The following is a 24325-nucleotide window of genomic DNA, read 5'->3' as shown; positions in this document are numbered from 1 at the left end:
TTCATCTTTCGTCGGATGGGTGGCCGAAGCGACTCTGTTGCAGTGCAACAGAAGCATGGAGTGACAGAACGGTGCGGCTGGCTTCGAGATCATGATTTCAGAGGATCATCTGAAGCGCGTTGCCGCCTGGTCGCGCGAGCTCACACAAGCCGAGATCGAGGTCGCGCGTGCCGGAATCACCGAGCGGTCCTACGGCACCGGCGAGAGCGTGTTCATGCGCGGTGATATTTTTGCCTATTGGGCCGGCATGGTGAGCGGCCTTGCCCGGATGGGCGGGGTCTCGCGCGACGGCAAGGAGACCAGCCTTGCCGGGCTGACGGCAGGGGCCTGGTTCGGCGAGGGCAGCGTGCTCAAGAACGAGCCGCGCCGCTACGACGTGGTCGCGCTGCGCGACAGCCGCGTCGCCCTGATGGAACGCAGCGCCTTCATGTGGCTGTTCGAGAACAGCGTCGGCTTCAACCGCTTCCTGGTGCGCCAGCTCAACGAGCGGCTCGGCCAGTTCATCGGCATGCTCGAGGTCAACCGCACACTCGATGCCACCGCGCGCCTCGCCCGCAGCATCGCATCCCTGTTCAACCCGATTCTCTATCCCGAATCGACCGCGCATCTGGAGATCACCCAGGAGGAGATCGGCGCGCTGTCCGGCATGTCCCGCCAGAACGCCAATCGCGCGCTGAACCGGCTGGAGAAAGAGGGGCTGCTGCGGCTGGAATATGGCGGGGTCACCATCCTCGATATCGGGCGGCTCGGGAGCTACGGCGAGGAACGATGATCTGCGCATTTGCGGTGCTTCCGTGCTCATAGAGTTCGACCATCGCGCGTCGGACTCGCCTTACGTCGAGAGGGTATGGCGTAGCCGGAGCCGGCGTGGCGGCTCGTTCCTGTCGATGGCCGAGGGAAATATCGAGCTTGTGGTCACCAGGCTCCCGGAGCTTCTGGCGGTGACGCTCCGAGGGCCGGTCACCCGCGGGACACTCGTCGAATGTCCCGCGAACGGCGAATGGCTCGCGATTCGGTTTCGGCTGGGAACCTACCTGCCGCAGATACCGACCAGCGCACTGATCGACCATCAAAACATGCAGCTGCCAGTGCTGCCCAACGGCCGTTTTCTGTTTTCTGGTCTGAGCTGGGACATTCCAGGCTACGACGATGCGGAAAGTCTCGTCGCTCGCATGGCCCGCGCGGGTGTCATCGCACGCAGCCACGCGACCGATGCGGCGATCGAGGGCGATGTCGACTGGATGAGCCGGCGTTCGGTTCAGCGCCACTTTCGCCGCGTTACAGGCATGACGTTCAGCAGCCATCAGCAGATCCAGCGAGCGCGTCACGCCGCGGCCTTGCTGGTGAGCGGCAGCTCCGTTCTCGACGCGACATCGGGCGCCGGCTATTTCGATCAGGCCCATCTCACCCGCGCGGTCAGGCAACTGATCGGCATGACGCCTGCGCGCCTCTCGCGCGAACGGCCGCAATTGTCGTTTTCGTACAAGACGACTACTTCCTGACCGCAATATCTCTGGATCGCTCCGGCCTCGCTGGTGGAGCGAACATCGGAGGAGCGCTGCGGTGAGTTTTAAGGCCTATCTCGACAATATTCAGGCCAAGACCGGCAAGAGCCCGGACCAATTTCGCAAATGGGGCAAGGCCCGGGGTTTTTCGACCGGGACGGGACTGGCGGCCGGCGTGAAAGCGGGTGCCATCGTGGCCGCGCTCAAGGACGAGTTCGGCCTTGGCCACGGCCATGCGATGGCCATCGTCGCGCTTCTCAAGGGGAAGGCATCGTAGGTGATGACAATGTACAAGTCGAGACATGTGGCCGGCTGCGTCATGAGCGGGCTCGTGATTGCCTTCATGCTGTTTGATGCCGGGATGAAGCTCGTCCCGTTGGACGTCGTGATCAAGGCGACCGCCGAGCTCGGCTATCCTCCCTCGGCCGATCTGGCGCGCGCGCTGGGCGTGGTGGCGCTGGCCTGCACCGCGCTCTACGCCTTGCCGCGAACGGCCGTGCTCGGTGCGATCCTGCTGACCGCCTATATGGGCGGCACCGTGGCGGTTCACTTGCGGGTCGGCAACCCGCTCTTCAGCCATATGCTGTTCGGCGTCTATCTTGCCGTTTTTGCCTGGGGCGGTCTCTATTTGCGCGATTCGCGTGTGGCGGCGTTGCTTCCGCTGAGATCGCCGCCGGCGAAGGTCTGACGTCGTTGCCGCAGACGCCATCATCGCGCATTGGCCGGCGCGTGCACCGGCCAGAGGTCGGCACGCCAGCGGATCGCGATCGCCAGCATCGCGACGAATCCTGCGACGGCATAGAGCGAGCCCGTCGCGGAATACCCGATGACGTCGATCAGGCTGCCGGCCGCGAGCAGTCCGATCGGCAAGCCATAGATCACCATCATGCGCACGCCCATGACGCGGCCGCGCAGATGTGCACTCGCGGTGCGCATCAGGATGACGGCTGCCGAGATCATCGACATGCTCTGCGCGATGCCGGCGAGGACGAGGCAGGCCATCGCCACCGGCATGGTCCTGACCTCGACGAACACCAGCAGCATGGCGTACCAGGCCAGCGTTGCGCCGATCAGAAGCCGGGCAATGCGCACGCCACCGACCAGGCTGAGCGTGATGGACCCGATCAACGAGCCGACGGCGAAGCTCGCCGAGAGATAACCGAGGCCGGTCTGGTCGGTATGAAAGATCTCCCGCGCGATGTAGGGCAACAATCCGCCCGTGAAGGGAAATGCGGTGAGGTTGGCCAGGAAGGCGACGCACAGCGCCGCGCCCATTCCCGGGCCGTTCCAGGCATAGACGATCCCCTCTTTGAGGTCGCCAAACAGCCGCGAAACGGCGTGGCTGTTTGCGGGAAGATCGCTCGTGGTGACCGTCCTTTTCGGCCGGGTCAGGCAGAGCATGAGCAGCGCTGCGGTGAAGTAAAGGCAGGCGACCGCCACATAGACAAGGCCGATACCGAGCACGGCGAACAGTCCGGCGCCCGTCAACGCTCCGGCAATGCGCGCGCTGTCCTGGGTCGTGCGCGCAACGCTGATGGCGCCCACCAGCTGCTCGGCCGGCATGATATCGGCGAGCAGCGCGCCGCGCACGCCGAGATCGGAGGGACGAATCAAGCCCATGATCGTGACGATGATCATGACGCTCAGCGGCGACAGATGACCGCTCAGCGCCAGGACCACGATGGTCGACGAGAGCGCCGTATAGGCAAGACGCATCGCGACCAGGAGATCGCGATGGCCGATGCGGTCGCCGATCATGCCGAACACGGGCGCGACCAATGTTCCGACGAACTGGAGTGAAGCGAGCACGGTGAGCAGCAGCACCGAGCCGGTCTGGACGATGATGTACCAGCCGAGCACCAGCGTCTCGACCTCGAAGGCCCAGGAGGTGAGCAGGTCGGACGGCCACTGGAAGCGGTAGTTGCGGATGCGGAATGGCGCGAGCGCCGAAGGTCGTGCGGTGGCGCTCACGACGCGATGACGCGTGTCACGGCGATTCCCTTAACGTTTGTTGTTTCTTCTTGCGGTCGCGCAACCTAACGCTGGCGATGCCGGTGTCAATCGCGGCCGCCGCAGGCCGCCTCCGCGTTCGGCTCTTACCTCGCTGCGCTTGCCGCCTTCCTGTCAGCCAACGCACTTGCCATGGCCGAGATCAGGGGACGCATGAAATAGGCTTCGTCAGCCGGCGAGACGTCGGTGCGCAAGCCATGCGCTGCGAGCTCGCCGGAAACCGCCGGGCCGACCGATGCGATCAATGTGCGTTCGAGGCCTGCGCGCAGCTTCGTCTCGCTGCCATGCGCCTTGGCAGCCTCGATCAACCGGCGGACCTGGCCGAGATTGGTCAGTGCGATCGAGTCGATTCGTCCCTCGGCCATGTCGTCAATGGCGGCGACGATGCTGGCATCGGCAGCCTTGGAATCGTAGACGTAGGGCAGCACGGCATCGACGGCGGCGCCTTGCGCGGCCAGCGCACCAGTCAGCGTGCTGTGGTCCTTATCGGGATAGAGCTGGAGACCGAGGCGCCGCCCCTTCAGGTCGAGCTTGGCCAGCATCTCGATCACGCCTTCGGAGGTCGGCTTCTCAGTGGTCTGCTGCGCCTCGAGGCCGATCTCGCGCAATGCCTTGCCCGGCTTCGGGCCGCGGGTAAATTTTCGCGCTTGGGCGAGCACAGCGATAAGGGCGGCGTCGAGCCCACGGGCGCGGGCGAGCTTCATGATGCGGCGCAGGCCTTCGCCCGTCATCAGCACGAGATCGTCGAACGGCTTGTCGATGGCACGGCGGATCCAGGCCTCGACTGGAGCCGGATCCGGTGCATCGTGAATGGTGAACATCGGGCACTGCACGACCTCGGCGCCTCGCTCGGCCAGAAGCTTGGAGAACTGCGCCTCCTCGCGCGTTTCCAGGATCAGGATGCGGTAGCCGTTCAAGCGGTCGGCCATGGGGATGCTCCGGTGAGAATTCGCAATTGTCCGTTCATCCTGACTCCGCGCTTGGGATTGGCGCAAGGGCGGGGTCGGTGCTAGAGCAGGGCGCAAATCGCTGGATCGTTCCGCTGCACAATCCTTCATCAAGAGCCGAGCCTTGCCCGACCATCAATATGTTCTGACCCTGTCCTGCCCGGATCGCCCCGGCATCGTCTCGGCGGTGTCGACGTTTCTTGCTCATAACGGACAGAACATCCTCGACGCCCAGCAGTTCGATGACGTCGAGACCAAGAAATTCTTCATGCGGGTGGTGTTCACCGCGGCCGACCTTGCCGTGGAGCTGTCGGCGCTCCAGACCGGCTTTGCCGCGATCGCCGAGCGTTTCGGCATGGAATGGCAGATGCGCGACCGCGCCGCGCATCGCAAGGTGATGCTGCTGGTGTCGAAGTCCGACCACTGCCTCGTCGACATCCTCTATCGCTGGCGCACCGGCGAATTGCCGATGGTTCCGACCGCGATCGTCTCCAACCATCCGCGCGAGGTCTATGCCGGGCTCGATTTCGGCGGCATCCCGTTCCACCACCTGCCCGTCACCAAGGAGACCAAGCGCGAGCAGGAGGCGCAGATCGTGGACCTCGTCGGCAAGACGAAGACCGATCTGGTGGTGCTCGCCCGCTACATGCAGATCCTGTCCGACGATCTCTCGGCAAAGCTGTCGGGGCGCTGCATCAACATCCACCACTCGTTCCTGCCGGGCTTCAAGGGCGCCAAACCCTATCACCAGGCCCATGAGCGCGGCGTCAAGCTGATCGGCGCCACCGCGCACTACGTCACGCGCGACCTCGACGAGGGCCCGATCATCGACCAGGACGTCGAGCGCATCAGCCATCGCGACACGCCGGAAGATCTGGTCCGCAAAGGGCGCGACATCGAACGCCGCGTGTTGGCGAGGGCCATTCGCTACCATCTCGACGACCGCGTCATCCTCAACGGCCGCAAGACCGTGGTGTTCGTGGATTAGCGCACCGCGTTGCCCGGATTTGTCCCTGGCGCGCCCTTCTGGGCCTGTTCTTCCTTCTCGCGATCGGCCGCCGGCATCAGCCGCTTGCGCTCGCGTTCTTTCATGTAGGCGTCGTATTGCGGCGTGCCGGGTCGCGGCGGCGCATCGGCGGGCAGGCCGCCGGCCCATTGCGGGACGTAGTCGCCCATGCCGGCGGAGAGCTTTTCATTGACCGTCCCGCAGCCTGCAAGAATGGGAGCTAGCAGGGCAACTGCAGCGGCGATCGAAAGCGAACGGGAACTCATAGACATCTCTGGTCGTGCCCGATCGGGCACGGATGGAGGAGCGCTGGATAGGCGTCAGCGGCGAACCATAGCTCTCAATATGTAAAATTGGCCTATTCGAGGGTGGGCGAAGCTGTATACAGATAAGGTATTTTAGTAGGCGATTTTAGCGCTTGATGGGGTGGCTGCAGTTGGTACGGTATACATTGCGTATTTGTCGTTCAATACCCGCGCAGGGGCTTTTTCGTTGACAGGACCAGTTTATTTGTACAATCGTACAAATATCATCCCGCCGTCGTTGAGACAGATCGTGCGGCTTGCGCCGAATGGTCGCCCAACGTCCGATTGACAACGGGGTTGCAGAGGACGCCATGTGGCCGCACGGCATGGCTTGTCCGTGAGTGAAGCGCGGCAAGGACCGGGCACTCGGTCTGGCGCACAAGAGGTGAGGAATGAAGGGGAGGGATATCTGATGTTCGAACGCAGGATTTTTTCACGCACCGCAGCGGTCGTTGCCATCGCGGGACTTGCGGCCGTCGCGCCCGCCAAGGCGGAAGACGCGGTCAAGATCGGGCTGATCCTGCCGATGACCGGCGGTCAGGCCTCGACCGGCAAGCAGATCGAGAACGCGATCAAGCTCTACATGCAGCAGAAGGGCGACACCGTCGCCGGCAAGAAGGTCGAGATCATCCTGAAGGACGACGCTGCGATCCCGGACAAGACCAAGACCGCCGCGCAGGAGCTGATCGTCAACGACAAGGTCAATTTCATCGCCGGCTTCGGCGTGACTCCGGCCGCGCTCGCCGCAGCGCCGCTCGCAACGCAGGCCAAGATCCCGGAAGTCGTGATGGCGGCGGGCACCTCCATCATCACCGAGCGTTCGCCCTATATCGTGCGCACCAGCTTCACGCTGGCGCAGTCCTCGACCATCATCGGCGACTGGGCGGTGAAGAACGGCATCAAGAAGGTCGCGACGCTGACTTCGGACTACGCGCCGGGCAATGACGCGCTGAACTTCTTCAAGCAGAACTTCACCGCCGGCGGCGGCGAGGTGGTCGAAGAGGTCAAGGTCCCCCTGCAGAACCCCGACTTCGCCCCGTTCCTGCAGCGCATGAAGGATGCCAAGCCCGACGCCATCTTCGTGTTCGTGCCGGCGGGCCAGGGCGGCAACTTCATGAAGCAATATGCCGAGCGCGGCCTCGACAAGGCCGGCATCAAGGTGATTGGGCCCGGCGACGTCACCGACGACGATTTGCTCAACAATATGGGCGACGCCGTGCTCGGCACGGTCACCGCGCATCTCTACTCTGCGGCGCATCCGTCCGCGATGAACAAGGACTTCGTCGCGGCCTACAAGAAGGCCTTCGGCAACCGTCCCGGCTTCATGGCGGTGAGCGGCTACGACGGCATCCACCTGATCTACGAGGCGCTGAAGAAGACCGGTGGCGACACCAACGGCGACAAGCTGATCGAGGCGATGAAGGGCCAGAAGTGGGAGAGCCCGCGCGGTCCGATCTCGATCGACCCCGAGACCCGCGACATCGTTCAGAACATCTACATCCGCAAGGTCGAGAAGGTGGATGGCGAGCTCTACAACGTCGAGTTCGCGACCTTCGAGGCCGTCAAGGATCTCGGCAAGACCAAGAAGTGACGCGCGATAGCGCGTCATCCCGGGGCTCTCTCGGCATGCTCGCCTTACCTCTCCCGCTTGCGGGAGAGGTCGGCGCAAAGCGCCGGGTGAGGGCTCTCTCCTCTGGGGGAGTCTTCGTGTTGAAGCACCCTCTCCCCAACCCTCTCCCGCAAGCGGGAGAGGGAGTGCAGCACGGCCCTTGGCCAATTTGAGATGACCCTCGACTGCTGATGACCGCAATCCTCACCAACCTGTTCGATGGCGTCGCCTACGGCATGCTGCTGTTCGTGCTCGCCTGCGGGCTCGCGGTCACGCTCGGCCTGATGAACTTCGTCAATCTCGCCCACGGCGCCTTCGCGATGGCGGGGGGCTATATCTGCATGGTGCTGGTCAACCGGATGGGCTGGCCGTTCTTTGCCGCCCTGCCGCTCGCTTTCGTCTCCTCGGCTGCAATCGGCATCGCGCTCGAACGGACGCTGTACCGTCATCTCTACACCCGCAGCCATCTCGACCAGGTGCTGTTCACGATCGGCCTGACCTTCATGTCGGTGGCGGCCGTCGATTACATCCAGGGGTCCTCGCGGGTCTTCATCAATTTGCCTGCCGCACTACAAGGCCAGTTCGACCTGTTCGGCGTCGGCATCGGTCGCTACCGGCTAATGATCATCGTGATCTGCGGCCTGCTGACCATCGCGCTTCAAATGGTGCTGGCGAAGACGCGCTTCGGCAGCCGCCTGCGCGCTGCGGTCGATGATCCCCGCGCCGCGAGCGGTCTCGGCATCAATGTGCCGCAAGTGTTCGCCTTCACCTTCGCCTTCGGTTGCGGGCTCGCCGGCCTCGGCGGCGCCCTCAGCGCCGAGATCCTCGGCCTCGATCCGTATTTCCCGCTGAAGTTCATGATCTACTTCCTGATCGTGGTCACCGTCGGCGGCTCGTCCTCGATAACAGGCCCGTTCCTCGCCTCGCTGCTGCTCGGCATCGGGGACGTCGCCGGCAAATATTACGTGCCGAAGCTGGGCCCCTTCGTGATCTACACCATGATGATCGTGATCCTGATCTGGCGCCCGAACGGCCTGTTCGGCCGCACGGCCGCGCGTTGAGTTCACCGATGAGCGCTGCTTCCGACGTCGGCTACCATGCCCAGCGCAAGGCGCGCTGGCACTATGGCGAGATCGCCTTCTGGCTGATCGTGCTGGCCTGCGGTTTCGCCTTTCCGTCGCGCTATCTGATCATGACCGACATCCTGCGCCTCGCGCTGTTCGCGATGTCGCTCGATCTCATCCTCGGCTATGCCGGCATCGTCTCGCTCGGTCATGCCGCCTTTTTCGGCGTCGGTGCCTATGCCGCGGGGCTGCTGGCGCTTCACGGCATCGTCAAGGAGCCCGTGCTGGCGCTGATCGTCGCCGGCCTTGCCGCCATGGTGCTCGGCTTCGCCACCAGCTTTCTGGTGATCCGCGGCGTCGACCTGACGCGCCTGATGGTGACGCTCGGCATCGCGCTGCTGCTGGAAGCGCTCGCCGAACGCTTCTCCAACATCACCGGCGGGACCGACGGCCTGCAGGGCATCGAGATGCAGCCGATCTTCGGCGAGATCCCGTTCGACATGTTCGGCAAGGCCGGCTTCTTCTATTCGCTAGCCGTGTTGTTCGTGCTGTTCCTGTTCGCCCGCCGCGTCGTGCATTCCCCGTTCGGCCTGTCGCTGCGCGCCATCAAGAACAATCCCCTGCGGGCCGCCGCCATTGGCGTTCCCGTCAACCGTCGCCTGATCGCGATCTATACGCTCGCCGCGTTCTATGCCGGCATTGCGGGGGCGCTGTTCACCCAGACGACCGCGATCGCCTCGCTCGACGTGTTCGCCTTCGAACGCTCGGCGGACCTGATGCTGGTGCTGGTCATCGGCGGCACCGGCTATCTCTATGGCGGGTTGATCGGCGCGGTGATCTTCCGCATGCTCCAGGAATTGTTCTCGACCATCACGCCGCAATACTGGCAGTTCTGGATCGGCCTCGTGCTGGTCGTGATCGTGCTGGTCGGCCGCCAGCGCCTGCATCGCTGGGTGCTGTATGTGCCGAACCTGATCATCAGGCAGATTGCGGGCCGCAAGGCGATCGTCGCCGTGCCGGAGAGCGATTCATGACCATCGCGCTCGAAACCCAAAATCTCGAAAAGCAGTTCGGCGGCCTGCGCGTCACCCGCGATCTGTCCTTGAAGGTCGAGCAGGGCGCCCGCCACGCGCTGATCGGCCCGAACGGTGCCGGCAAGACCACGGTCATCAACCAGCTCACCGGCGTGCTGAAGCCGAACTCGGGCCGCATCCTGCTCGAGGGCCAGGACATCACCGATCTGCCGGTGCACAAGCGCGTGCTGCGAGGCTTGTCGCGCACCTTCCAGATCAACCAGCTCTACCCGGACCTGACGCCCTTGGAGACCATCGGCCTTGCCGTCTCCGAACGTCTCGGCCATGGCGGCGACTGGTGGCGGCGCATGGGCACGCGCAGCGACGTCAATGGCGAGATCGCCGATCTGCTCTCCCGCTTCCACCTGCTCGACGTCATGAACGAAGAGACCGTGACGCTTCCTTACGGCAAGCAGCGCCTGCTCGAGATCGCGGTCGCCATTGCGGCCAAGCCGCGCGTGCTGCTGCTCGACGAGCCCGCCGCCGGCGTGCCCGAGAGCGAGCGCCACGACATTCTGGCGGTGGTCGGCGCACTGCCGCGTGACGTCACGGTGCTGCTGATCGAGCACGACATGGACCTCGTGTTCTCCTTTGCTGATCGCATCTCGGTGCTGGTCTCGGGTGCGCTGTTGACTGAAGGCCCGCCCGAGCAGGTCGCGCGCGATCCGCAAGTGAAGGCCGTCTATCTCGGCGAGGAGGTGGTCAATGTCTAACCTGCTCGCGGTCGATTCACTGCGCGCCGGCTACGGCGAGGCGGTGGTGCTGCCGAAGATGACGCTCGGCCTTGCCGAAGGACAGGTGCTGGCGCTGCTCGGGCGCAACGGCACCGGCAAGACCACGCTGATCAACTCCATCGTCGGGGTGACGCGCCGCTTCGCCGGCTCCATTGCGCTGGCCGGTACCGACGTCACGGCGATGCGGCCCGACCAGCGGGCGCGCGCCGGCATCGGCTGGGTGCCGCAGGAGCGCAACATCTTCCGCTCGCTGACGGTGGAAGAGAACATGACCGCGGTGGCGCAGCCCGGTCCCTGGACGGTCGAGAAAGTCTACGAGATGTTTCCGCGGCTGAAGGAGCGGCGGAGCAATTTCGGCAACCAGCTCTCCGGCGGCGAGCAGCAGATGTTGGCGATCGGCCGCGCACTCACCCTCAATCCGAAAGTCCTGCTGCTGGACGAGCCGACCGAGGGCCTTGCGCCGATCATCGTCGAGGAACTCTTGAAGGCGATCGGGACCATCACCCGGTCCGGAGGTATTTGCTCGATCATCGTCGAGCAGAACGCCCAAAAGATTCTGGGGCTCGCCGACCGCGTTGTGATATTGGAGCGCGGAACGATCGTCCACGACGCTCCGAGCGCCGCGCTGAAGACCGACCCCTCTGTCTTGGAACGCCATCTCGGCGTCGCCGGGGCGAGGGCCCACTAAGATGTCCAGGGAGTGACACATGCAGCGAACCAAAGCCCCCTTCCGCGCCGACGAGGTCGGCAGCCTCCTGCGTCCCGCCAAGATCAAGGAAGCCCGTAGCCGGCTGGAGAAGGGCGAGATCTCGGCCGACGATCTGCGCAAGGTCGAGGACATGGAGATCGAGAAGGTCGTGCACAAGCAGGCCTCGATTGGGCTGAAGCTCGCGACCGACGGCGAATTCCGCCGCTCCTGGTGGCATTTCGATTTCCTGGCCAAGCTCACCGGCTGCGAGTTGTTTCATCCCGACACCGGCATCCAGTTCACGGGTGTCCAGACCCGTCACGATGCGGTCCGCGTTATCGGCAAGCTCGACTTTCCCGATAGTCACCCGATGCTGGACCACTTCCGCTTCCTGAAGAAGGTCGCCGACCAGGCCCACGTCACCGCCAAGATGACGATCCCTTCGCCGGCGGTGCTCCACTTCCGCGGCGGGCGCAAGTCGATCTCCAAGGACGTCTATCCCGATCTCGACGCTTTCTACGAAGATCTCGGCAAGACCTACCGCAAGGCCGTCAAGGCGTTCTACGACGCCGGCTGCCGCTATCTCCAGTTCGACGATACCGTCTGGGCCTATCTCTGCTCGCAGGACGAATTGCAGAAGGCGCGCGAGCGCGGCGATAACCCGGATGGCCTGCAGCAGATCTATGCCCGCATCATCAACTATGCGCTGGCGGAGAAGCCGGCCGACATGGTTGTGACCACGCATGTTTGCCGCGGCAATTTCCGCTCGACCTGGATTTCTTCGGGCGGCTACGAGCCTGTTGCCGAGACCATGCTCGCCGGCACCAATTACGACGGCTACTTCCTGGAATACGACAGCGATCGCGCCGGCGGCTTCGAGCCGCTGCGCTTCCTGCCCAAGGGCAACAAGGTCGTCGTGGTCGGCGTCATCACCTCGAAGTTCGGCGAGCTCGAGAAGAAGGACGACATCAAGCGCCGTCTGGAAGAAGCCGCCAAGTTTGCCCCGCTGGAGCAGCTCGCGCTGTCGCCGCAATGCGGCTTTGCCTCGACGGAAGAGGGCAACATCCTCTCCGAGGAGGAGCAGTGGGCCAAGCTCAGCCTTGCGGTCGAGATCGCGAAGGAAGTGTGGGGACAGTAAGCCTCCGCTTGCTCACTGTCATTCCCCGCGAAAGCGGGGAATCCAGTACGCCGCGGCCCATCGATCTAACCCACACTTGTCTCGGAGTACTGGATCGCCCGGTCAAGCCGGGCGATGACACCTGAGTGTTGGGCGAACAGCGCGGCGTTCAAAACCAGTCGCATTCTCGCCCTCACTTCTCCGCCAGATAGACCTCACCCAGCAGCGACGAATTCGACCACGGCACCTGCTTGTTCTTCGTGGTCGAGACCACCTCGGCCCGCACCCGCGTGAGCATCTGCTGCACCTCCAGCCCGGGCGTGCCGATATGGCGCGACAGGGCGGCGGAGAACGGGGAGTTGGCGCCTTCGCCGTCGAGCGCCACCTGGCCCGGCGCGGTGGCGAATGCGATCAGCGTGCCGGCCCCCAATGTCGCGCCGGTGCCGAGACTCGTCGGCGCGGCGAGGCCCGAGGCGCCCTCGATGCCGCGATTGTTTCCGGCAGATGCGACCTGCTGCGCCATAGGGTTGTTGCGGCAGGCATCGAACATCAGGATGTTGGTGCGGACCTGGTCGTCGAGGCCGGCCATGATCGTGTCCATGTCGATCATCGCCTCCGTCAGGCTCGCGCCCGGCTTGAGCGCGACGTCGACCGGAATGAGATAGTTGCGGCCGTCGACCTGCACGCCATGGCCGGCATAATAGACCAATGCCACCTGCGCCCGGGCAGCCGCGCGAAGAAAGTCGCGCGTCATCTTCTGCATCGCGGCGCGATCGAGATCGACGCCCTCCGACACGCTGAAGCCGATGTCACGCAGGCTCTTGGCGACCGCCCGCGCATCGTTGGGTGGATTGGGCAGCGCCTTGACATGGGTATAGGCGCCGTTGCCGATCACCAGCGCCATGCGCGTGCCGCGGCCGGCCGGGGCCGGCGATGGTGTCGGTGCCGCGCCGGTCTGCTGCGGAGCAGGGGATGGCGACGGCTGCGTCGTCGGGGACGGCGCATCGCGCGGGATCGGCGCGGCCGGCTCCGTCAGCAGCGACAGGCGCACCTTCGCGGTGGCCTGGTTGGCCTTGCTGCCGGCGTCGGATGCCACGATCGCCAGCGTCGCCTTGTAGTCCTCGCCGGCACGGGCGTAGTCGCCCTTGGCTTCATAGGCCAGCGCGCGATGGATGTAGCCGGAGATCAGCACGCTGTTGGGCGGCGTCATGATGTTGACCGGAGGCTTCTCCTTGGCGAGCCGGATCGCCTCGCTGCCGTCGGCGATGGCGCGATCGAGATCGCCCTTGGCGCGCCAGATCGCGGTGCGGTTGATCAGTGGCTGCGGTAGCGAGGGATCGAGCCGGATCGCCTGGTTGATGTCGGCGAGCGCGCCGTCGAGATCTCCGAGCGCTTCCTTGGAGATGCCGCGGTTCTGGAACGAGAACGCCGATTTCGGATCGGCCTTGATCGCCATGTCGTAGTCGGCGATCGCCTTGGCATAATCGTGCTTGCCGCGCCAGGCGTTGCCCCGATTGTGGAAGATGGTGCCGCTGGGCGGGCCGAGCTTCAGCGCATCGTCGAAATCGCTGATCGCGATCTCGTACTCGCCTTTGTCGTAATAGGCCGATCCCCGCAGATTGTAGGCCGCCTGGCTCGGCTGCAGTCGGATCGCTTCCGTCGCATCGGCGATGACCTTGGCGTAATCGCCCTTCTTGTTCCAGCCCACCGCGCGCCAGAAATGCACGGTGGCGAGTTGCTCGCCCTTGAAGACCTTCAGCGCGATGATCTTGGTGCAGGCGTCGACCATCTTGTCCGCCGGCGTGGTCTCGGTGGTGCAGAGCGGGCCGAGCTGGTTGCGCGGCTGGGCCACCGCCGGCACGGACCAGTGCGCGAGGATGAGCAGGCTGAGCGTGACGAGGAGGCGGCGCATGGTGGTGGTCTCATGCGAGAGGAGAAGCGCTTGTTTGTTGCCCGGCGAGGTGCAGGGGTTCACCGCACCAGGTGAGCATCGGGCTCTCGCCTCCGCTATTCCCTGAGTGGGCAGAATTTGCTAAGACGCTGGTCCCAACCTTCCTGCCCACTGACATCCCACTCATGAAGAACGACGAAATCCTGAGCCAGATCACCGACTTCTGCCGCAAGGCGGACATGGCGGAATCGACGTTCGGCCGGCGCGCGGTGAACGATGGGAAGCTGGTGCATCGCCTGCGCGAGGGAAAGCGCATTACCATCGACACGCTGGAGCGGATCCAGGCCTATATGGCCGCATCGATGGCCGGCGGCGTGCCGCCGCCGCGGGGACTTCAGGTGCCCCCCGAGAAGCGCGATCCGCGCGGCAATTTCCGCTTCTTCGAGAACCGCCAGAAATACCTGCTGTTCGTCCACACCTGCAGCGAAAAGCGGGTGATCGCTGACCGCGTCGCGCTGGAGCTTGCCTCGATCCATCCGCGCCCGCCGGCGCTGCGCCTGTTCGACGCCGGCGTCGGCGACGGCACGGTGCTGGCGCGGGTGCTGCGCGCCACGCACCAGCGCTTTCCGCACATGCCGTTCTACGTCGCGGGCAAGGAGCTCAGCCTGGAGGATTTGCGGCTGACGCTGGAGAAGGTGCCGGACCGCATTTTCGAGCATCCGGCGTCGGTGTTCGTGTTCACCAACATGTTCTATGCGGAGGCGCCTTGGCTGACGCCGGCTTCGCCTGCTGCGGCGGCGGCCACTGTCTGGCACGAGGTGCCGCTCCGCGGCGCTTCGTCGGGCGAGTTCGAGCAGCAGATCGCGGAGCTGAGGCCTTTTCTGGAGCAGAACTGGCGCGCTGCAATCAGCCCACGCACGGCCATGCCGCTCTACGAGCGGCCGGTCGTCCTCGTGCTCTATCGCGAGGACCACAGGTTCCTGCTCGATTCGACCATTCCGCGGCCGGGCCAGACTGAGGCGAATTTCGACCTCGTCATCGCATCCCAGCCCTACCGGGCCCTGTCATCGGTCAATTTCCGGGCCAAGCGGATCATTGCACCGCTGGCACGGGCGCTTCGGCCGGGCGGCAGGCTGATCGGAATCCACTCCCATGGGCAGGATCCGGGCATGGAAATGATCCAGGCGATCTGGCCTGGAGAAAATCCTTTCTCGGTCAGCCGTCATGAGCTACTGCGTGCAGTTAAGTATGAACTTGGATCGGTGGGCCGCGACTTAAATTTTAATGCATACGCGGATAACCGTTCGATCTTCAGGTATGATATGGAAGCGCTGCCCAACGAGGTCACCGGCACCATCGGGACCTCGACGGCCTTTGCAGCGTGGAATGCGGCGGTGTATGTCGCTCAGATTGAGGACGACCGATTGACAGAAATGACTCAAAACGGCCGCACTCTGGATGCCGCCAGGGACGTGCTGCGAAAGTACAATGGGCTCTGGTTTCTCGACGAATCCTACGTCATCTCGCGTCGGCGTGATTGACATCACCAAAAGTAAACATCGCAAACGCCCGCCGGCTAGCGGCGGAACAAGGGGTTACTGATGCGCGCGTCCTATCTCTTCACCAGCGAGTCCGTGTCCGAGGGCCATCCGGACAAGGTCTGTGACCGGATCTCCGATGAGATCGTCGACCTGTTCTACCGTGAAGGGCCGAAGGCGGGCATCGACCCCTGGCAGATCCGCGCCGCCTGCGAGACGCTCGCGACCACCAACAAGGTGGTGATCGCCGGTGAGACCCGCGGCCCGAAGTCGGTGACCAACGAGCAGATCGAGAGCGTCGTGCGCGGCGCGATCAAGGACATCGGCTACGAGCAGGAAGGCTTCCACTGGAAGACCTGCGACATCGAGATCCTCCTGCATCCGCAGTCGGCCGACATTGCCCAGGGCGTCGACGCGCTGCAGCCGGGCGAGGTCAAGGAAGAAGGCGCGGGCGACCAGGGCATCATGTTCGGCTACGCCACCAACGAGACTCCCGATCTGATGCCGGCGCCGATCTTCTACGCCCACAAGATCCTGCGCCTGATCTCCGAAGCCCGTCACTCCGGCAAGGAGAAGGTGCTGGGTCCGGACTCCAAGAGCCAGGTCACCGTGCAGTACGAGAACGGCAAGCCGGTCGGCGTGCGCGAGATCGTGGTCTCGCACCAGCATCTGGTCCCGGACCTCACCTCGAACCAGGTCCGCGAGATCGTCGAGCCCTATGTGCGCGAGGCGCTGCCGAAGGACTGGATCACCCCGAAGACGATCTGGCACATCAACCCGACCGGCAAGTTCTACATCGGCGGTCCCGACGGCGATTCCGGCCTGACCGGCCGCAAGATCATCGTCGACACCTATGGCGGCGCGGCCCCGCACGGCGGCGGCGCGTTCTCCGGCAAGGATCCGACCAAGGTCGACCGCTCGGCGGCCTATGCCGCGCGCTACGTCGCCAAGAACATCGTTGCCGCCGGTCTTGCCGACCGCTGCACCCTGCAGCTTGCCTACGCCATCGGCGTGGCGCGTCCGCTGTCGATCTACATCGACACCCACGGCACCGGTAAGGTTTCGGAAGACCAACTCGAGAAGGCCGCTGCCAAGGCGATGGACCTCACCCCGCGCGGCATCCGGACCCATCTCGATCTCAACCGGCCGATCTACGCGCGCACCTCGGCCTACGGCCATTTCGGCCGCACGCCCGATAACGAGGGCGGCTTCTCCTGGGAGAAGACCGACCTCGTCGAGCAGCTCAAGCGCGCGCTCTAGCGCCCTTACCTCGCCCCGCTTGCGGGGAGAGGTCGCCGCGAAGCGGCGGGTGAGGGGACTCTCCGCAAGCTCGGTGCTTGGATAGAGCCCCTCACCCCAGCCCTCTCCCCGTAAGAACGGGGAGAGGGAGAATGGTGCCACATAGCGTTCAGCTTGCTTTGGTACTGACACGCCAGCCCTCACTGACTAGGAAACAGACATGAACGCGAAGCCCGGCTTCACCGATTACATCGTCAAGGACATTTCGCTCGCCGATTTCGGCCGCAAGGAGCTCTCGCTGGCCGAGACCGAGATGCCCGGCCTGATGGCCACCCGCGAGGAGTACGGCCCGAAGCAGCCGCTGAAGGGCGCGCGCATCGCCGGCTCGCTGCACATGACGATCCAGACCGGCGTGCTGATCGAGACGCTCGCCGCGCTCGGCGCCGACATCCGCTGGGTCTCCTGCAACATCTATTCGACGCAGGATCATGCTGCCGCTGCGATCGCCGCCGCCGGCATTCCCGTCTTCGCCGTCAAGGGTGAGACGCTGAAGGATTACTGGGACTACACCGCAAAGCTGTTCGACTGGCACGGCGGCGGTCATCCGAACATGATCCTCGACGACGGCGGCGACGCCACCATGTATGTCCATCTCGGTCTGCGCGCCGAGAACGGCGACACCGCCTTCCTCGACAAGCCCGGCTCCGAGGAAGAGGAAGTCTTCTTCGCGCTTCTGAAGAAGCAGCTCAAGGAAAAGCCGAAGGGCTACTTCGCCGGGATCGCCAACAGCATCAAGGGCGTGTCCGAGGAGACCACGACGGGCGTGCATCGCCTCTACGACATGCAGAAGGCAGGCACGCTGCTGTGGCCGGCCATCAACGTCAACGACAGCGTCACCAAGTCGAAGTTCGACAACCTCTATGGCTGCCGTGAATCGCTGGTCGACGGCATCCGCCGCGGCACCGACGTGATGCTGTCGGGCAAGGTCGCGATGGTCGCCGGCTTCGGCGACGTCGGCAAGGGCTCGGCCGCCTCGCTGCGCCAGGCCGGCTGCCGCGTCATGGTGTCGGAAGTCGATCCGATCTGCGCGCTGCAGGCGGCGATGGAAGGCTACGAGGTCGTGACCATGGAAGACGCCGCGCCGCGCGCCGACATCTTCGTCACCGCCACCGGCAACAAGGACATCATCACCATCGAGCACATGCGCGCGATGAAGGATCGCGCCATCGTCTGCAACATTGGCCACTTCGACAACGAGATCCAGATTGCGTCTCTGCGCAATCTGAAGTGGACCAACATCAAGCCGCAGGTCGACGAGATCGAATTCCCCGACAAGCACCGCATCATCCTGCTGTCGGAAGGCCGCCTCGTGAACCTCGGCAACGCGATGGGCCATCCGTCCTTCGTGATGTCGGCGTCCTTCACCAACCAGACGCTGGCGCAGATCGAGCTGTTCGCCAACAACAAGGACGGCAAGTACGAGAAGAAGGTCTACGTGCTGCCCAAGACCCTCGACGAGAAGGTCGCCCGCCTGCACCTCTCCAAGATCGGCGTCAAGCTCACCGAGCTGCGCAAGGACCAGGCGGACTATATCGGCGTGAAGCAGGAAGGTCCGTACAAGTCGGACCATTACCGGTACTGAGATCGCACGCATTTGCGATAAAAGGCCCCGGAGCAATCCGGGGCCTTTTTTATTATCCGTCTGTCTGATACCCTTCAGGTAGAGCCAAAACAAGCCTGCCACTTTTGCAGCGGGCGGCCATTTCCGTACGCGTATTGTCAGATACCGAAAGCATTATGGAGGAATGCGATGTCCAATGAAGCCGCGAATGTCCACATCCTGAAAGAGGCGTATCGGCTCTGGCATGAAAGTCGTGGGGGCAGCGTCGATCACTGGTTTGACGCCGTCGTCGCCCCGAACGTCAATTTTGCATCGGTGCCGCGGGGTGTCGCGCCGCTCGATTTCGCCAAGCAGTATCGCGACAGCAAGGAATTGCGCGAATACTTCGACCGGCTGCTTTCCGAATGGACCATGCAGCACTACACGATCGACGAGTATATCGCGCAAGGAGACGCAGTCGTCGCACGCGGCTCGACGGCCTGGACCAACAAGAAGACGGGCAAGACCGCCGAGACGCCGAAGATCGATTACTGGCGGTTCAAGGACGGTAAAGCCGTTGAGTTCTACGAGTATTTCGATACGGCGTGTGTGGTCGCTGCAGCGACCTGACGGTTGCAATTTGGCGCGGCGCTGCCATCCTGTGACAGGAGAAACGCCATGGCCGAAACCAAAGAACATTTCGACGTGCTGATCGTCGGTGCCGGCCTGTCCGGTATCGGTGCCGGCTATCATCTGCAGACCAAGTGTCCGGGCAAGAGCTACGTCATCCTCGAGGGACGCGACTGCATCGGCGGCACCTGGGACCTGTTTCGCTATCCAGGCATCCGCTCGGACAGCGACATGTTCACGCTCGGCTATTCGTTCAAGCCGTGGACCGATCCGAAGGCGATCGCCGACGGGCCCCAGATCCTGAACTATGTGCGCGAGACTGCCAGCGAGAACGGCATCGACAAGCACATCCGCTTCCACCACCGTGTCAAGCGTGCGGCGTGGTCGACGCCGGATGCGCGGTGGACCGTCGAGGCCGAGCGCATCACGGGCGAGGGCGCGGCCGAGCTGGTGTGCTTCACCTGCAATTTCCTGTTTCTGTGCTCGGGCTATTACAAATACGAGGCGGGCTACACGCCGGAGTTCAAGGGTGCCGCTGATTTCGCCGGCCGCATCGTGCATCCGCAGAAATGGACCGAGGACATCGACTACGCGGGCAAGTGTGTCGTCGTGATCGGCTCGGGTGCGACAGCGGTGACGCTGGTGCCGGAGCTCGCCAAGAAGGCGGCGCAGGTCACCATGTTGCAGCGTTCGCCGACCTATGTGGTGTCGCGGCCGGCGCAGGATCCCGTGGCCAACAAGCTGCGCCGCAATCTGCCGGCGCAGCTTGCCTATCACCTGATCCGCTGGCGCAACGTGATGTGGGGGATGTTCTTCTTCCAGCTCAGCCGGCGCCGGCCGGCGAAGGTGAAGGACCTCATCCTCAAAGGCGTGCAGATGGCGCTCGGCCCGGACTACGACGTCGCGACCCATTTCACGCCGCGCTACAATCCCTGGGATCAGCGGCTGTGCCTGGTGCCCGACGGCGACCTCTTCAAGGCGATCCGCGAGCAGCGCGCCAGCGTCGTCACCAGCGAGATCGACACCTTCACGCATGAGGGCATCCGCCTGAAGGACGGCCGCGAGCTCGCCGCCGACATCATCGTGACGGCGACCGGGCTTGTGCTCCAGGTCGTCGGCGGCCTCGAGGTCAGCGTCGACGGCCGCTCCGTCGATTTCGCCAACACGCTGACCTACAAGGGCATGATGTATGCCGATGTGCCGAACATGGCCTCCGCCTTCGGCTACACCAACGCGTCCTGGACGCTGAAATGCGACCTCACCTGCGAATATGTCTGCCGCCTCATCAACTACATGGACCGGCACAATTTCCGCCAGTGCATGCCGCACAATGACGATTCCACCATCACCGCGCAGCCTTCGCTCGATTTCACCTCAGGCTACGTGCAGCGCTCGATCGCCAAAATGCCGAAGCAGGGCTCGAAGCGGCCGTGGCGCCTCCACCAGAACTACGCGCTCGACATCGTCTCCTTGCGCTTCGGCCGGATCGACGACGGCGTGATGCAGTATTCCTGAACTTGCTAAGTAGGATGCCGCGATAGCCTCGCGTTCGCTTGAGACGAATCGCGACTTGCGGTAGTATTTTTGCGCTGCAAGAAGTTTATTTCCGACAACGTCTGAGTTCCGCGTCGTTGCCGTCTTAAGGGGAGCGCGGGACATGCACGTCCTTGCCCTGGTCACGCAAAAAGGCGGAAGCGGCAAGAGTACGCTGTCCGTTGGACTGGCGGTGGCAGCAATGCAGCGCGCTGAGCGCGTCGCTCTCATTGAGGCGGACGCGCAAGGTACGATCTCGAAATGGAAAGAGCGCCGCGATCATCCCTATCCCCGCGTCGAGCGCGTTACGGATCCTGCCGAGATCGATCCGTTGATCACCCGCCTGAAGGCCGAAGGCGTCTGGCTTGCCATCATCGACACAGCTGCCACGACCAACAGTCTGGCGCTGCGCGTCATCGCCTGCGCGGATCTCTGTCTCATCCCGGCGCGCCCAAGCCCGGCCGATATCGAAGCCGCAATTCCTACACTGATCGCCATTCGCAGGCTCAACCGCCGATTTGCCTTCATCCTCAATCAGACGCCGACGCGGGGGTGCCGGCTGAGCGAAGCTGCCACATCGCTAAGCTCGCTCGGCATGCTTGCGCTCCCGTTTATTGCGCAGCGTAACGATCACCAGGATGCGCTCGGAGCAGGGTTGGGCGTGACGGAGTTCGCGCCTGCGGGCAAAGCTTCGGGCGAAATTGTATGTTTGTGGGGTTGGATCGCGGCGCACTTGGCCGAGGAGTCGGACGATTATGGGAAAGGCGCGCTCAAAGCTGCCTGCTGACGTTGGACGCACCGGGCGTCGCTCGCTGCTGGAACTGGCGGCGGAAGTGAGCCGTGCGGTCGACGAGGGCTTGGCCATGCCGCCGGGCCCAGTCGCCGTCTTCCCCCAGGAAGCGCCGCTGATCGCGCAAGAAGCGCCTGCTCCGATGACTGTTTCGGTACAAGAGGCGGCCAGCGTCATCGTTGCAAGACCTGAACCTCCGAGCAGGACCACCACTGATCTCATCGTGGACATGGCCAAGGAGTATCAAGCCCGCGCCTTGGACGGCATGAGCGCTACGCTCGACTACGCCAACGACCTCGCAAAGTCACGGCTGGCCAGTGTGAGTTCAGAGGCCAATGGAACCGTCGTCGCGGAAAGCGATCTCATCGACGCGATTGGAACGGCAGCCGAGTGTCGCACCGTCGTGCTCGAACTGATGAAGATCAATGCGGGCGCGACCTTGGAGTATGCGCGGGAGCTAGGCCGTGCAAGAACGCTGGCGGAGTTGGTTGAGCTGTCGGGCACGCATGCGCGAAAGCAATGTGAGTTGGTCCTGAGGCAAACCGAGTTGCTGAGGTCGCTTGCTCAAAGCATGACAAAGCCCAGTGCCAGGTGATGCCGCTCGCCTGCCATCATTGCGCTCAGGATCTGCGGGGGACGATCAGGGGCGGCCGAGATCGATTGCCAGTGCCAGCACCACCGCCGCCGCCGTGAACCATTTCGCCGCGATCAGGTCGGGGGTCAGCGGCGTGTAGGAAAAGCGGGCAAGGCCGAGTCCGACCAGCGATGCGGACAGGCCCGCCACCGCATATCGCCAGGTTGCCTGCGACGTTGATCCCGGCTGCGGATGCAGCCGGGTCTCCAGAAGTTGCTTGGTACTTGCGTTGGTCATGTCATCCTCCAGCGCGCAACGGCGCTCGGATCATCCTGTCTGGGTGGTGCGGCGGCGCCGGAATTCCTGCACGGGCAGGCCGCCCCAGCCCCAATTGTCGGTGTCGACCTCCTCGATCACGACGAAGGTGGCCTCGAGCGGTTTGCCGAGAACGTCGCGCAGGAGCTCGCTCGAGCCCTTGATCAGCGCCGCCTTCTCCTCCGCAGTAACTGACGCCGAACCCGGCGTCGTTCCCTCGCGGGTCACTTGAATGGTGACGATGGGCATTGTCGTTCTCCTCCTCTCAGTGGCCGGCGCTCTGGCCGCCGTCGACATGCAGGATCTCGCCGGTGACGAAGGAGGCGCCCTCGAGATAGAGCACGGCATCGACGATGTCGGACATCTCGCCCATGTGGCCCACGGGATGCATCGCGCCGTACTGCGCATGCGTCGCGACGGCGTGCATCGGCGACTTGATGATCCCGGGCGACACCGCGTTCACGCGAATGCCGCGCCTGGCATATTCGATCGCGAGCGACTTGGTCGCGGCGTTCAGCCCGCCCTTGCTCAGCGAGGCCAGCACAGACGGCACGTTCGAGTTGGCCTGATCGACCAGTGTGGTCGTGATCTGGACGACATGGCCGGACCCTTGCTTCTCCATCTCGGCGATGGCGAGCTGGGTGATGTGGAAGAAGCCGGCGACGTTGGTGCCCATCACGGCCGCATAGTCTTCGGCCGTGTACTGCGTGAACGGCTTCGCGACGAAGATGCCGGCATTATTGACCAGCGTGTCGACGCGGCCGAAGCGGGCGACGGCCTGCGAGACCACGCGCTCGGCGGTGGCTCGGTCGGCGATGTCGCCGGCAATGGCGAGGACGTCTTCGTCGCTCGACGGTTTGACGGAGCGCGCCGTTGCGACGACGCGGTAGTTGCGATCGCGAAAGCCCTGAACCAGGGCGGCGCCGATACCCTGCGATGCACCGGTGATGATGGCGACCTTCTGCTCGATACCCATGACGGAGTCCTGTTGTTGGCTTGAAAACCTGCGCCAGCGGCGGCTGGCTTGGGCGTTGAGGTACGCTGCGGCGGCTTACTTGCGAATATCCGCTGCCCGGCAGACACTCTTTCGCAGCGCGAACGAATGCCGGATCGATCCTTGCGGAGGTTGTCGCAGCCGACGCAAACGCCTAGCTTTCAGCCGAAATCTCAGGGGCTGCGGCGAGCGCATGGATCGTCTGGACGCGATGAAGGTGTTCGTCCTTGCGGTGGACGAGGGGAGCCTCGCTGCCGCGGGCCGTAAGCTCGGCCGCTCGCCGGCAGCCGTCAGCCGTGCCATCGCCTTTCTGGAAGAGCGGGTCGGCGCCGAGCTGCTGCACCGAACGACACGCTCGATCAAGCTGAGCGAGGAGGGCGAGCGCTATGTCGCGGTCTGCCGCCGCGTGCTCACCGAGCTGGAGGAAGCCGAGGACATCGCGGCCGGACCGCGCACGGCACCGCGTGGTCTGCTCACGATCACCGCTCCGGTGGTCTCGGGAGAGATGGTGCTGCGGCCGATCCTCGACGCGTTTCTCGACGCCTATCCGACCGTGTCGGCAAAACTCCTGCTGTTCGACCGTGCGGTCAATCTGATCGAGGAAGGCGTCGATATCGCGCTTCGCATCGGTCCGCTGGCGGACTCGGCGATGGTGGCGATGCGGGTCGGCGGGATCAGTCGCGTTGTGGTGGCCGCTCCCCGTTACCTGAAACAGCATCCGCGCATCACTGAGCTGGGTGATCTCGCCAAGCACCAGATCGTCGCGATGGCGCACCTGCCGAATTCCTGGACCTTTGCGCCGCAGGCGGGCTCGTCGGCGCCGCGCACCGTGCAGTTCACCCCGCGGCTCGTCGTCAACAGCACCTATGCGGCAGTGGCCTCCACTGTGGCCGGGCGCGGCGTGGCGCGGATGTATTCGTACCAGGTGGCCGAGCAGGTCGCGCGCGGCGAGCTCGAGATCCTGCTTGCCGGCGACAAGGATCCGGAGATGCCTGCGCATCTGATCTGTCCGCAGGGCCGGCTTTCGGTGCCCAAGGTGCGCGCCTTCACCGACTTCGCCGTGCCCCGGCTGAAGAAGCAGTTCGCGCTGCTGAAGCAGAGCATCAAGGCGCGCTGAGCCGCTTCACGCCTGCGCAATGCGTTGTTTTGCGTATACGGCGGGG

26 protein-coding genes are annotated in these 24325 nt (G+C 64.1%); 19 read left to right on the top strand and 7 right to left on the bottom strand.

Annotation, left to right across the window (positions count from 1 at the left end):
- Positions 1–91: 91 nt before the first annotated feature.
- The 4 genes from AB7M16_RS08030 (at position 92) to AB7M16_RS08015 (ending at position 2193) form a co-directional block, all read left to right on the top strand.
- Entirely contained in the window at positions 92–772 is a 681-nt protein-coding gene (locus AB7M16_RS08030) for a Crp/Fnr family transcriptional regulator (RefSeq protein WP_172785333.1), read from the top strand.
- Positions 773–887: 115 nt separating this feature from the next.
- Positions 888–1502, top strand: a complete 615-nt coding sequence (locus AB7M16_RS08025; protein ID WP_453943580.1) for a helix-turn-helix transcriptional regulator — start codon at positions 888–890, stop codon at positions 1500–1502.
- Between the two features lie 61 nt (positions 1503–1563).
- Positions 1564–1782, top strand: a complete 219-nt coding sequence (locus AB7M16_RS08020) for a DUF4287 domain-containing protein (protein ID WP_453943579.1) — start codon at positions 1564–1566, stop codon at positions 1780–1782.
- Between the two features lie 9 nt (positions 1783–1791).
- Positions 1792–2193 carry a DoxX family protein gene (locus tag AB7M16_RS08015; RefSeq protein WP_433996086.1) on the top strand — a complete coding sequence of 134 codons (402 nt, stop codon included), beginning with the start codon at positions 1792–1794 and terminating at the stop codon, positions 2191–2193.
- A gap of 20 nt (positions 2194–2213) precedes the next feature.
- Here the strand turns inward: AB7M16_RS08015 and AB7M16_RS08010 are convergent, their stop codons facing one another.
- Together AB7M16_RS08010 and AB7M16_RS08005 are read right to left on the bottom strand one after the other, a co-directional pair.
- Positions 2214–3476 (bottom strand): MFS transporter, encoded by a 1263-nt coding sequence (locus AB7M16_RS08010; RefSeq protein ID WP_453943578.1) that lies wholly within the window; start codon positions 3474–3476, stop codon positions 2214–2216.
- A 125-nt stretch (positions 3477–3601) separates the two neighbouring features.
- On the bottom strand, positions 3602–4444 hold the full coding sequence (locus AB7M16_RS08005) for a uroporphyrinogen-III synthase (RefSeq protein WP_453943577.1): 843 nt from the start codon (positions 4442–4444) through the stop codon (positions 3602–3604).
- 142 nt (positions 4445–4586) lie between these two features.
- Between AB7M16_RS08005 and purU the strand changes: the two genes are divergently transcribed.
- The gene (gene purU, locus AB7M16_RS08000; RefSeq protein ID WP_453943576.1) at positions 4587–5450 is read left to right on the top strand and encodes a formyltetrahydrofolate deformylase; all 864 of its coding nucleotides are present in this window, start codon (positions 4587–4589) and stop codon (positions 5448–5450) included.
- Here the strand turns inward: purU and AB7M16_RS07995 are convergent.
- On the bottom strand, positions 5447–5740 hold the full coding sequence (locus AB7M16_RS07995; protein WP_260379982.1) for a hypothetical protein: 294 nt from the start codon (positions 5738–5740) through the stop codon (positions 5447–5449). The two genes, purU and AB7M16_RS07995, sit on opposite strands and share 4 nt — an antisense overlap.
- A 445-nt stretch (positions 5741–6185) precedes the next feature.
- Between AB7M16_RS07995 and AB7M16_RS07990 the strand changes: the two genes are divergently transcribed.
- From AB7M16_RS07990 to AB7M16_RS07965, 6 genes are all read left to right on the top strand, one after another.
- The gene (locus tag AB7M16_RS07990; protein ID WP_212260194.1) at positions 6186–7364 is read left to right on the top strand and encodes an ABC transporter substrate-binding protein; all 1179 of its coding nucleotides are present in this window, start codon (positions 6186–6188) and stop codon (positions 7362–7364) included.
- Positions 7365–7573: 209 nt separating this feature from the next.
- The gene (locus tag AB7M16_RS07985; protein ID WP_453943575.1) at positions 7574–8443 is read left to right on the top strand and encodes a branched-chain amino acid ABC transporter permease; all 870 of its coding nucleotides are present in this window, start codon (positions 7574–7576) and stop codon (positions 8441–8443) included.
- 8 nt (positions 8444–8451) lie between these two features.
- Entirely contained in the window at positions 8452–9480 is a 1029-nt protein-coding gene (locus AB7M16_RS07980; RefSeq protein ID WP_453943574.1) for a branched-chain amino acid ABC transporter permease, read from the top strand.
- A complete protein-coding gene (locus tag AB7M16_RS07975; protein ID WP_453943573.1) occupies positions 9477–10232 on the top strand; it encodes an ABC transporter ATP-binding protein in 756 nt (251 codons plus the stop codon). Before AB7M16_RS07980 ends, AB7M16_RS07975 begins: the two co-directional genes overlap by 4 nt.
- A complete protein-coding gene (locus AB7M16_RS07970) occupies positions 10225–10941 on the top strand; it encodes an ABC transporter ATP-binding protein (RefSeq protein ID WP_453943572.1) in 717 nt (238 codons plus the stop codon). Before AB7M16_RS07975 ends, AB7M16_RS07970 begins: the two co-directional genes overlap by 8 nt.
- Positions 10942–10960: 19 nt before the next feature.
- Positions 10961–12079 carry a cobalamin-independent methionine synthase II family protein gene (locus tag AB7M16_RS07965; protein ID WP_172785321.1) on the top strand — a complete coding sequence of 373 codons (1119 nt, stop codon included), beginning with the start codon at positions 10961–10963 and terminating at the stop codon, positions 12077–12079.
- 172 nt (positions 12080–12251) lie between these two features.
- Here the strand turns inward: AB7M16_RS07965 and AB7M16_RS07960 are convergent, their stop codons facing one another.
- A complete protein-coding gene (locus AB7M16_RS07960; protein WP_453943571.1) occupies positions 12252–13970 on the bottom strand; it encodes a caspase family protein in 1719 nt (572 codons plus the stop codon).
- A gap of 164 nt (positions 13971–14134) precedes the next feature.
- On the opposite strand from AB7M16_RS07960, the gene AB7M16_RS07955 reads away from it, so the two are divergent.
- From AB7M16_RS07955 to AB7M16_RS07925, 7 genes are all read left to right on the top strand, one after another.
- Positions 14135–15490 (top strand): hypothetical protein, encoded by a 1356-nt coding sequence (locus AB7M16_RS07955; protein ID WP_057028724.1) that lies wholly within the window; start codon positions 14135–14137, stop codon positions 15488–15490.
- Positions 15491–15550: 60 nt separating this feature from the next.
- Positions 15551–16747, top strand: a complete 1197-nt coding sequence (gene metK / locus AB7M16_RS07950) for a methionine adenosyltransferase (protein WP_172785319.1) — start codon at positions 15551–15553, stop codon at positions 16745–16747.
- Positions 16748–16946: 199 nt separating this feature from the next.
- Positions 16947–18368: an adenosylhomocysteinase gene (gene ahcY / locus AB7M16_RS07945; protein ID WP_453943570.1), complete on the top strand. Its 1422-nt coding sequence runs from the start codon at positions 16947–16949 to the stop codon at positions 18366–18368.
- A gap of 168 nt (positions 18369–18536) precedes the next feature.
- Complete coding sequence (locus AB7M16_RS07940) at positions 18537–18956, top strand: nuclear transport factor 2 family protein (protein ID WP_172785317.1); 420 nt, start codon at positions 18537–18539, stop codon at positions 18954–18956.
- 48 nt (positions 18957–19004) lie between these two features.
- Complete coding sequence (locus tag AB7M16_RS07935; RefSeq protein WP_453943569.1) at positions 19005–20471, top strand: flavin-containing monooxygenase; 1467 nt, start codon at positions 19005–19007, stop codon at positions 20469–20471.
- Positions 20472–20613: 142 nt separating this feature from the next.
- The gene (locus tag AB7M16_RS07930) at positions 20614–21276 is read left to right on the top strand and encodes a nucleotide-binding protein (RefSeq protein WP_439403085.1); all 663 of its coding nucleotides are present in this window, start codon (positions 20614–20616) and stop codon (positions 21274–21276) included.
- The gene (locus tag AB7M16_RS07925) at positions 21245–21874 is read left to right on the top strand and encodes a phasin family protein (RefSeq protein ID WP_453943568.1); all 630 of its coding nucleotides are present in this window, start codon (positions 21245–21247) and stop codon (positions 21872–21874) included. Before AB7M16_RS07930 ends, AB7M16_RS07925 begins: the two co-directional genes overlap by 32 nt.
- 45 nt (positions 21875–21919) lie before the next feature.
- Here AB7M16_RS07925 and AB7M16_RS07920 read toward each other — a convergent pair whose 3' ends face one another.
- Genes AB7M16_RS07920 through AB7M16_RS07910 form a run of 3 tightly spaced genes read right to left on the bottom strand, consistent with a single transcriptional unit; the run spans position 21920 to position 23144 of the window.
- Complete coding sequence (locus AB7M16_RS07920) at positions 21920–22150, bottom strand: YbfB/YjiJ family MFS transporter (protein ID WP_453943567.1); 231 nt, start codon at positions 22148–22150, stop codon at positions 21920–21922.
- A gap of 30 nt (positions 22151–22180) precedes the next feature.
- A complete protein-coding gene (locus tag AB7M16_RS07915; RefSeq protein WP_453943566.1) occupies positions 22181–22417 on the bottom strand; it encodes a tautomerase family protein in 237 nt (78 codons plus the stop codon).
- A gap of 16 nt (positions 22418–22433) precedes the next feature.
- Complete coding sequence (locus AB7M16_RS07910) at positions 22434–23144, bottom strand: SDR family NAD(P)-dependent oxidoreductase (RefSeq protein ID WP_172785312.1); 711 nt, start codon at positions 23142–23144, stop codon at positions 22434–22436.
- A 211-nt stretch (positions 23145–23355) separates the two neighbouring features.
- Between AB7M16_RS07910 and AB7M16_RS07905 the strand changes: the two genes are divergently transcribed.
- Entirely contained in the window at positions 23356–24279 is a 924-nt protein-coding gene (locus tag AB7M16_RS07905; protein ID WP_172785311.1) for a LysR family transcriptional regulator, read from the top strand.
- Positions 24280–24325: the final 46 nt, after the last annotated feature.

The sequence above is a fragment of the Bradyrhizobium sp. USDA 372 genome, from assembly GCF_053629095.1.
The sequence above is the reverse complement of the archived record's forward strand: the minus strand, read 5'-3'. Positions and strand labels throughout refer to the sequence as shown.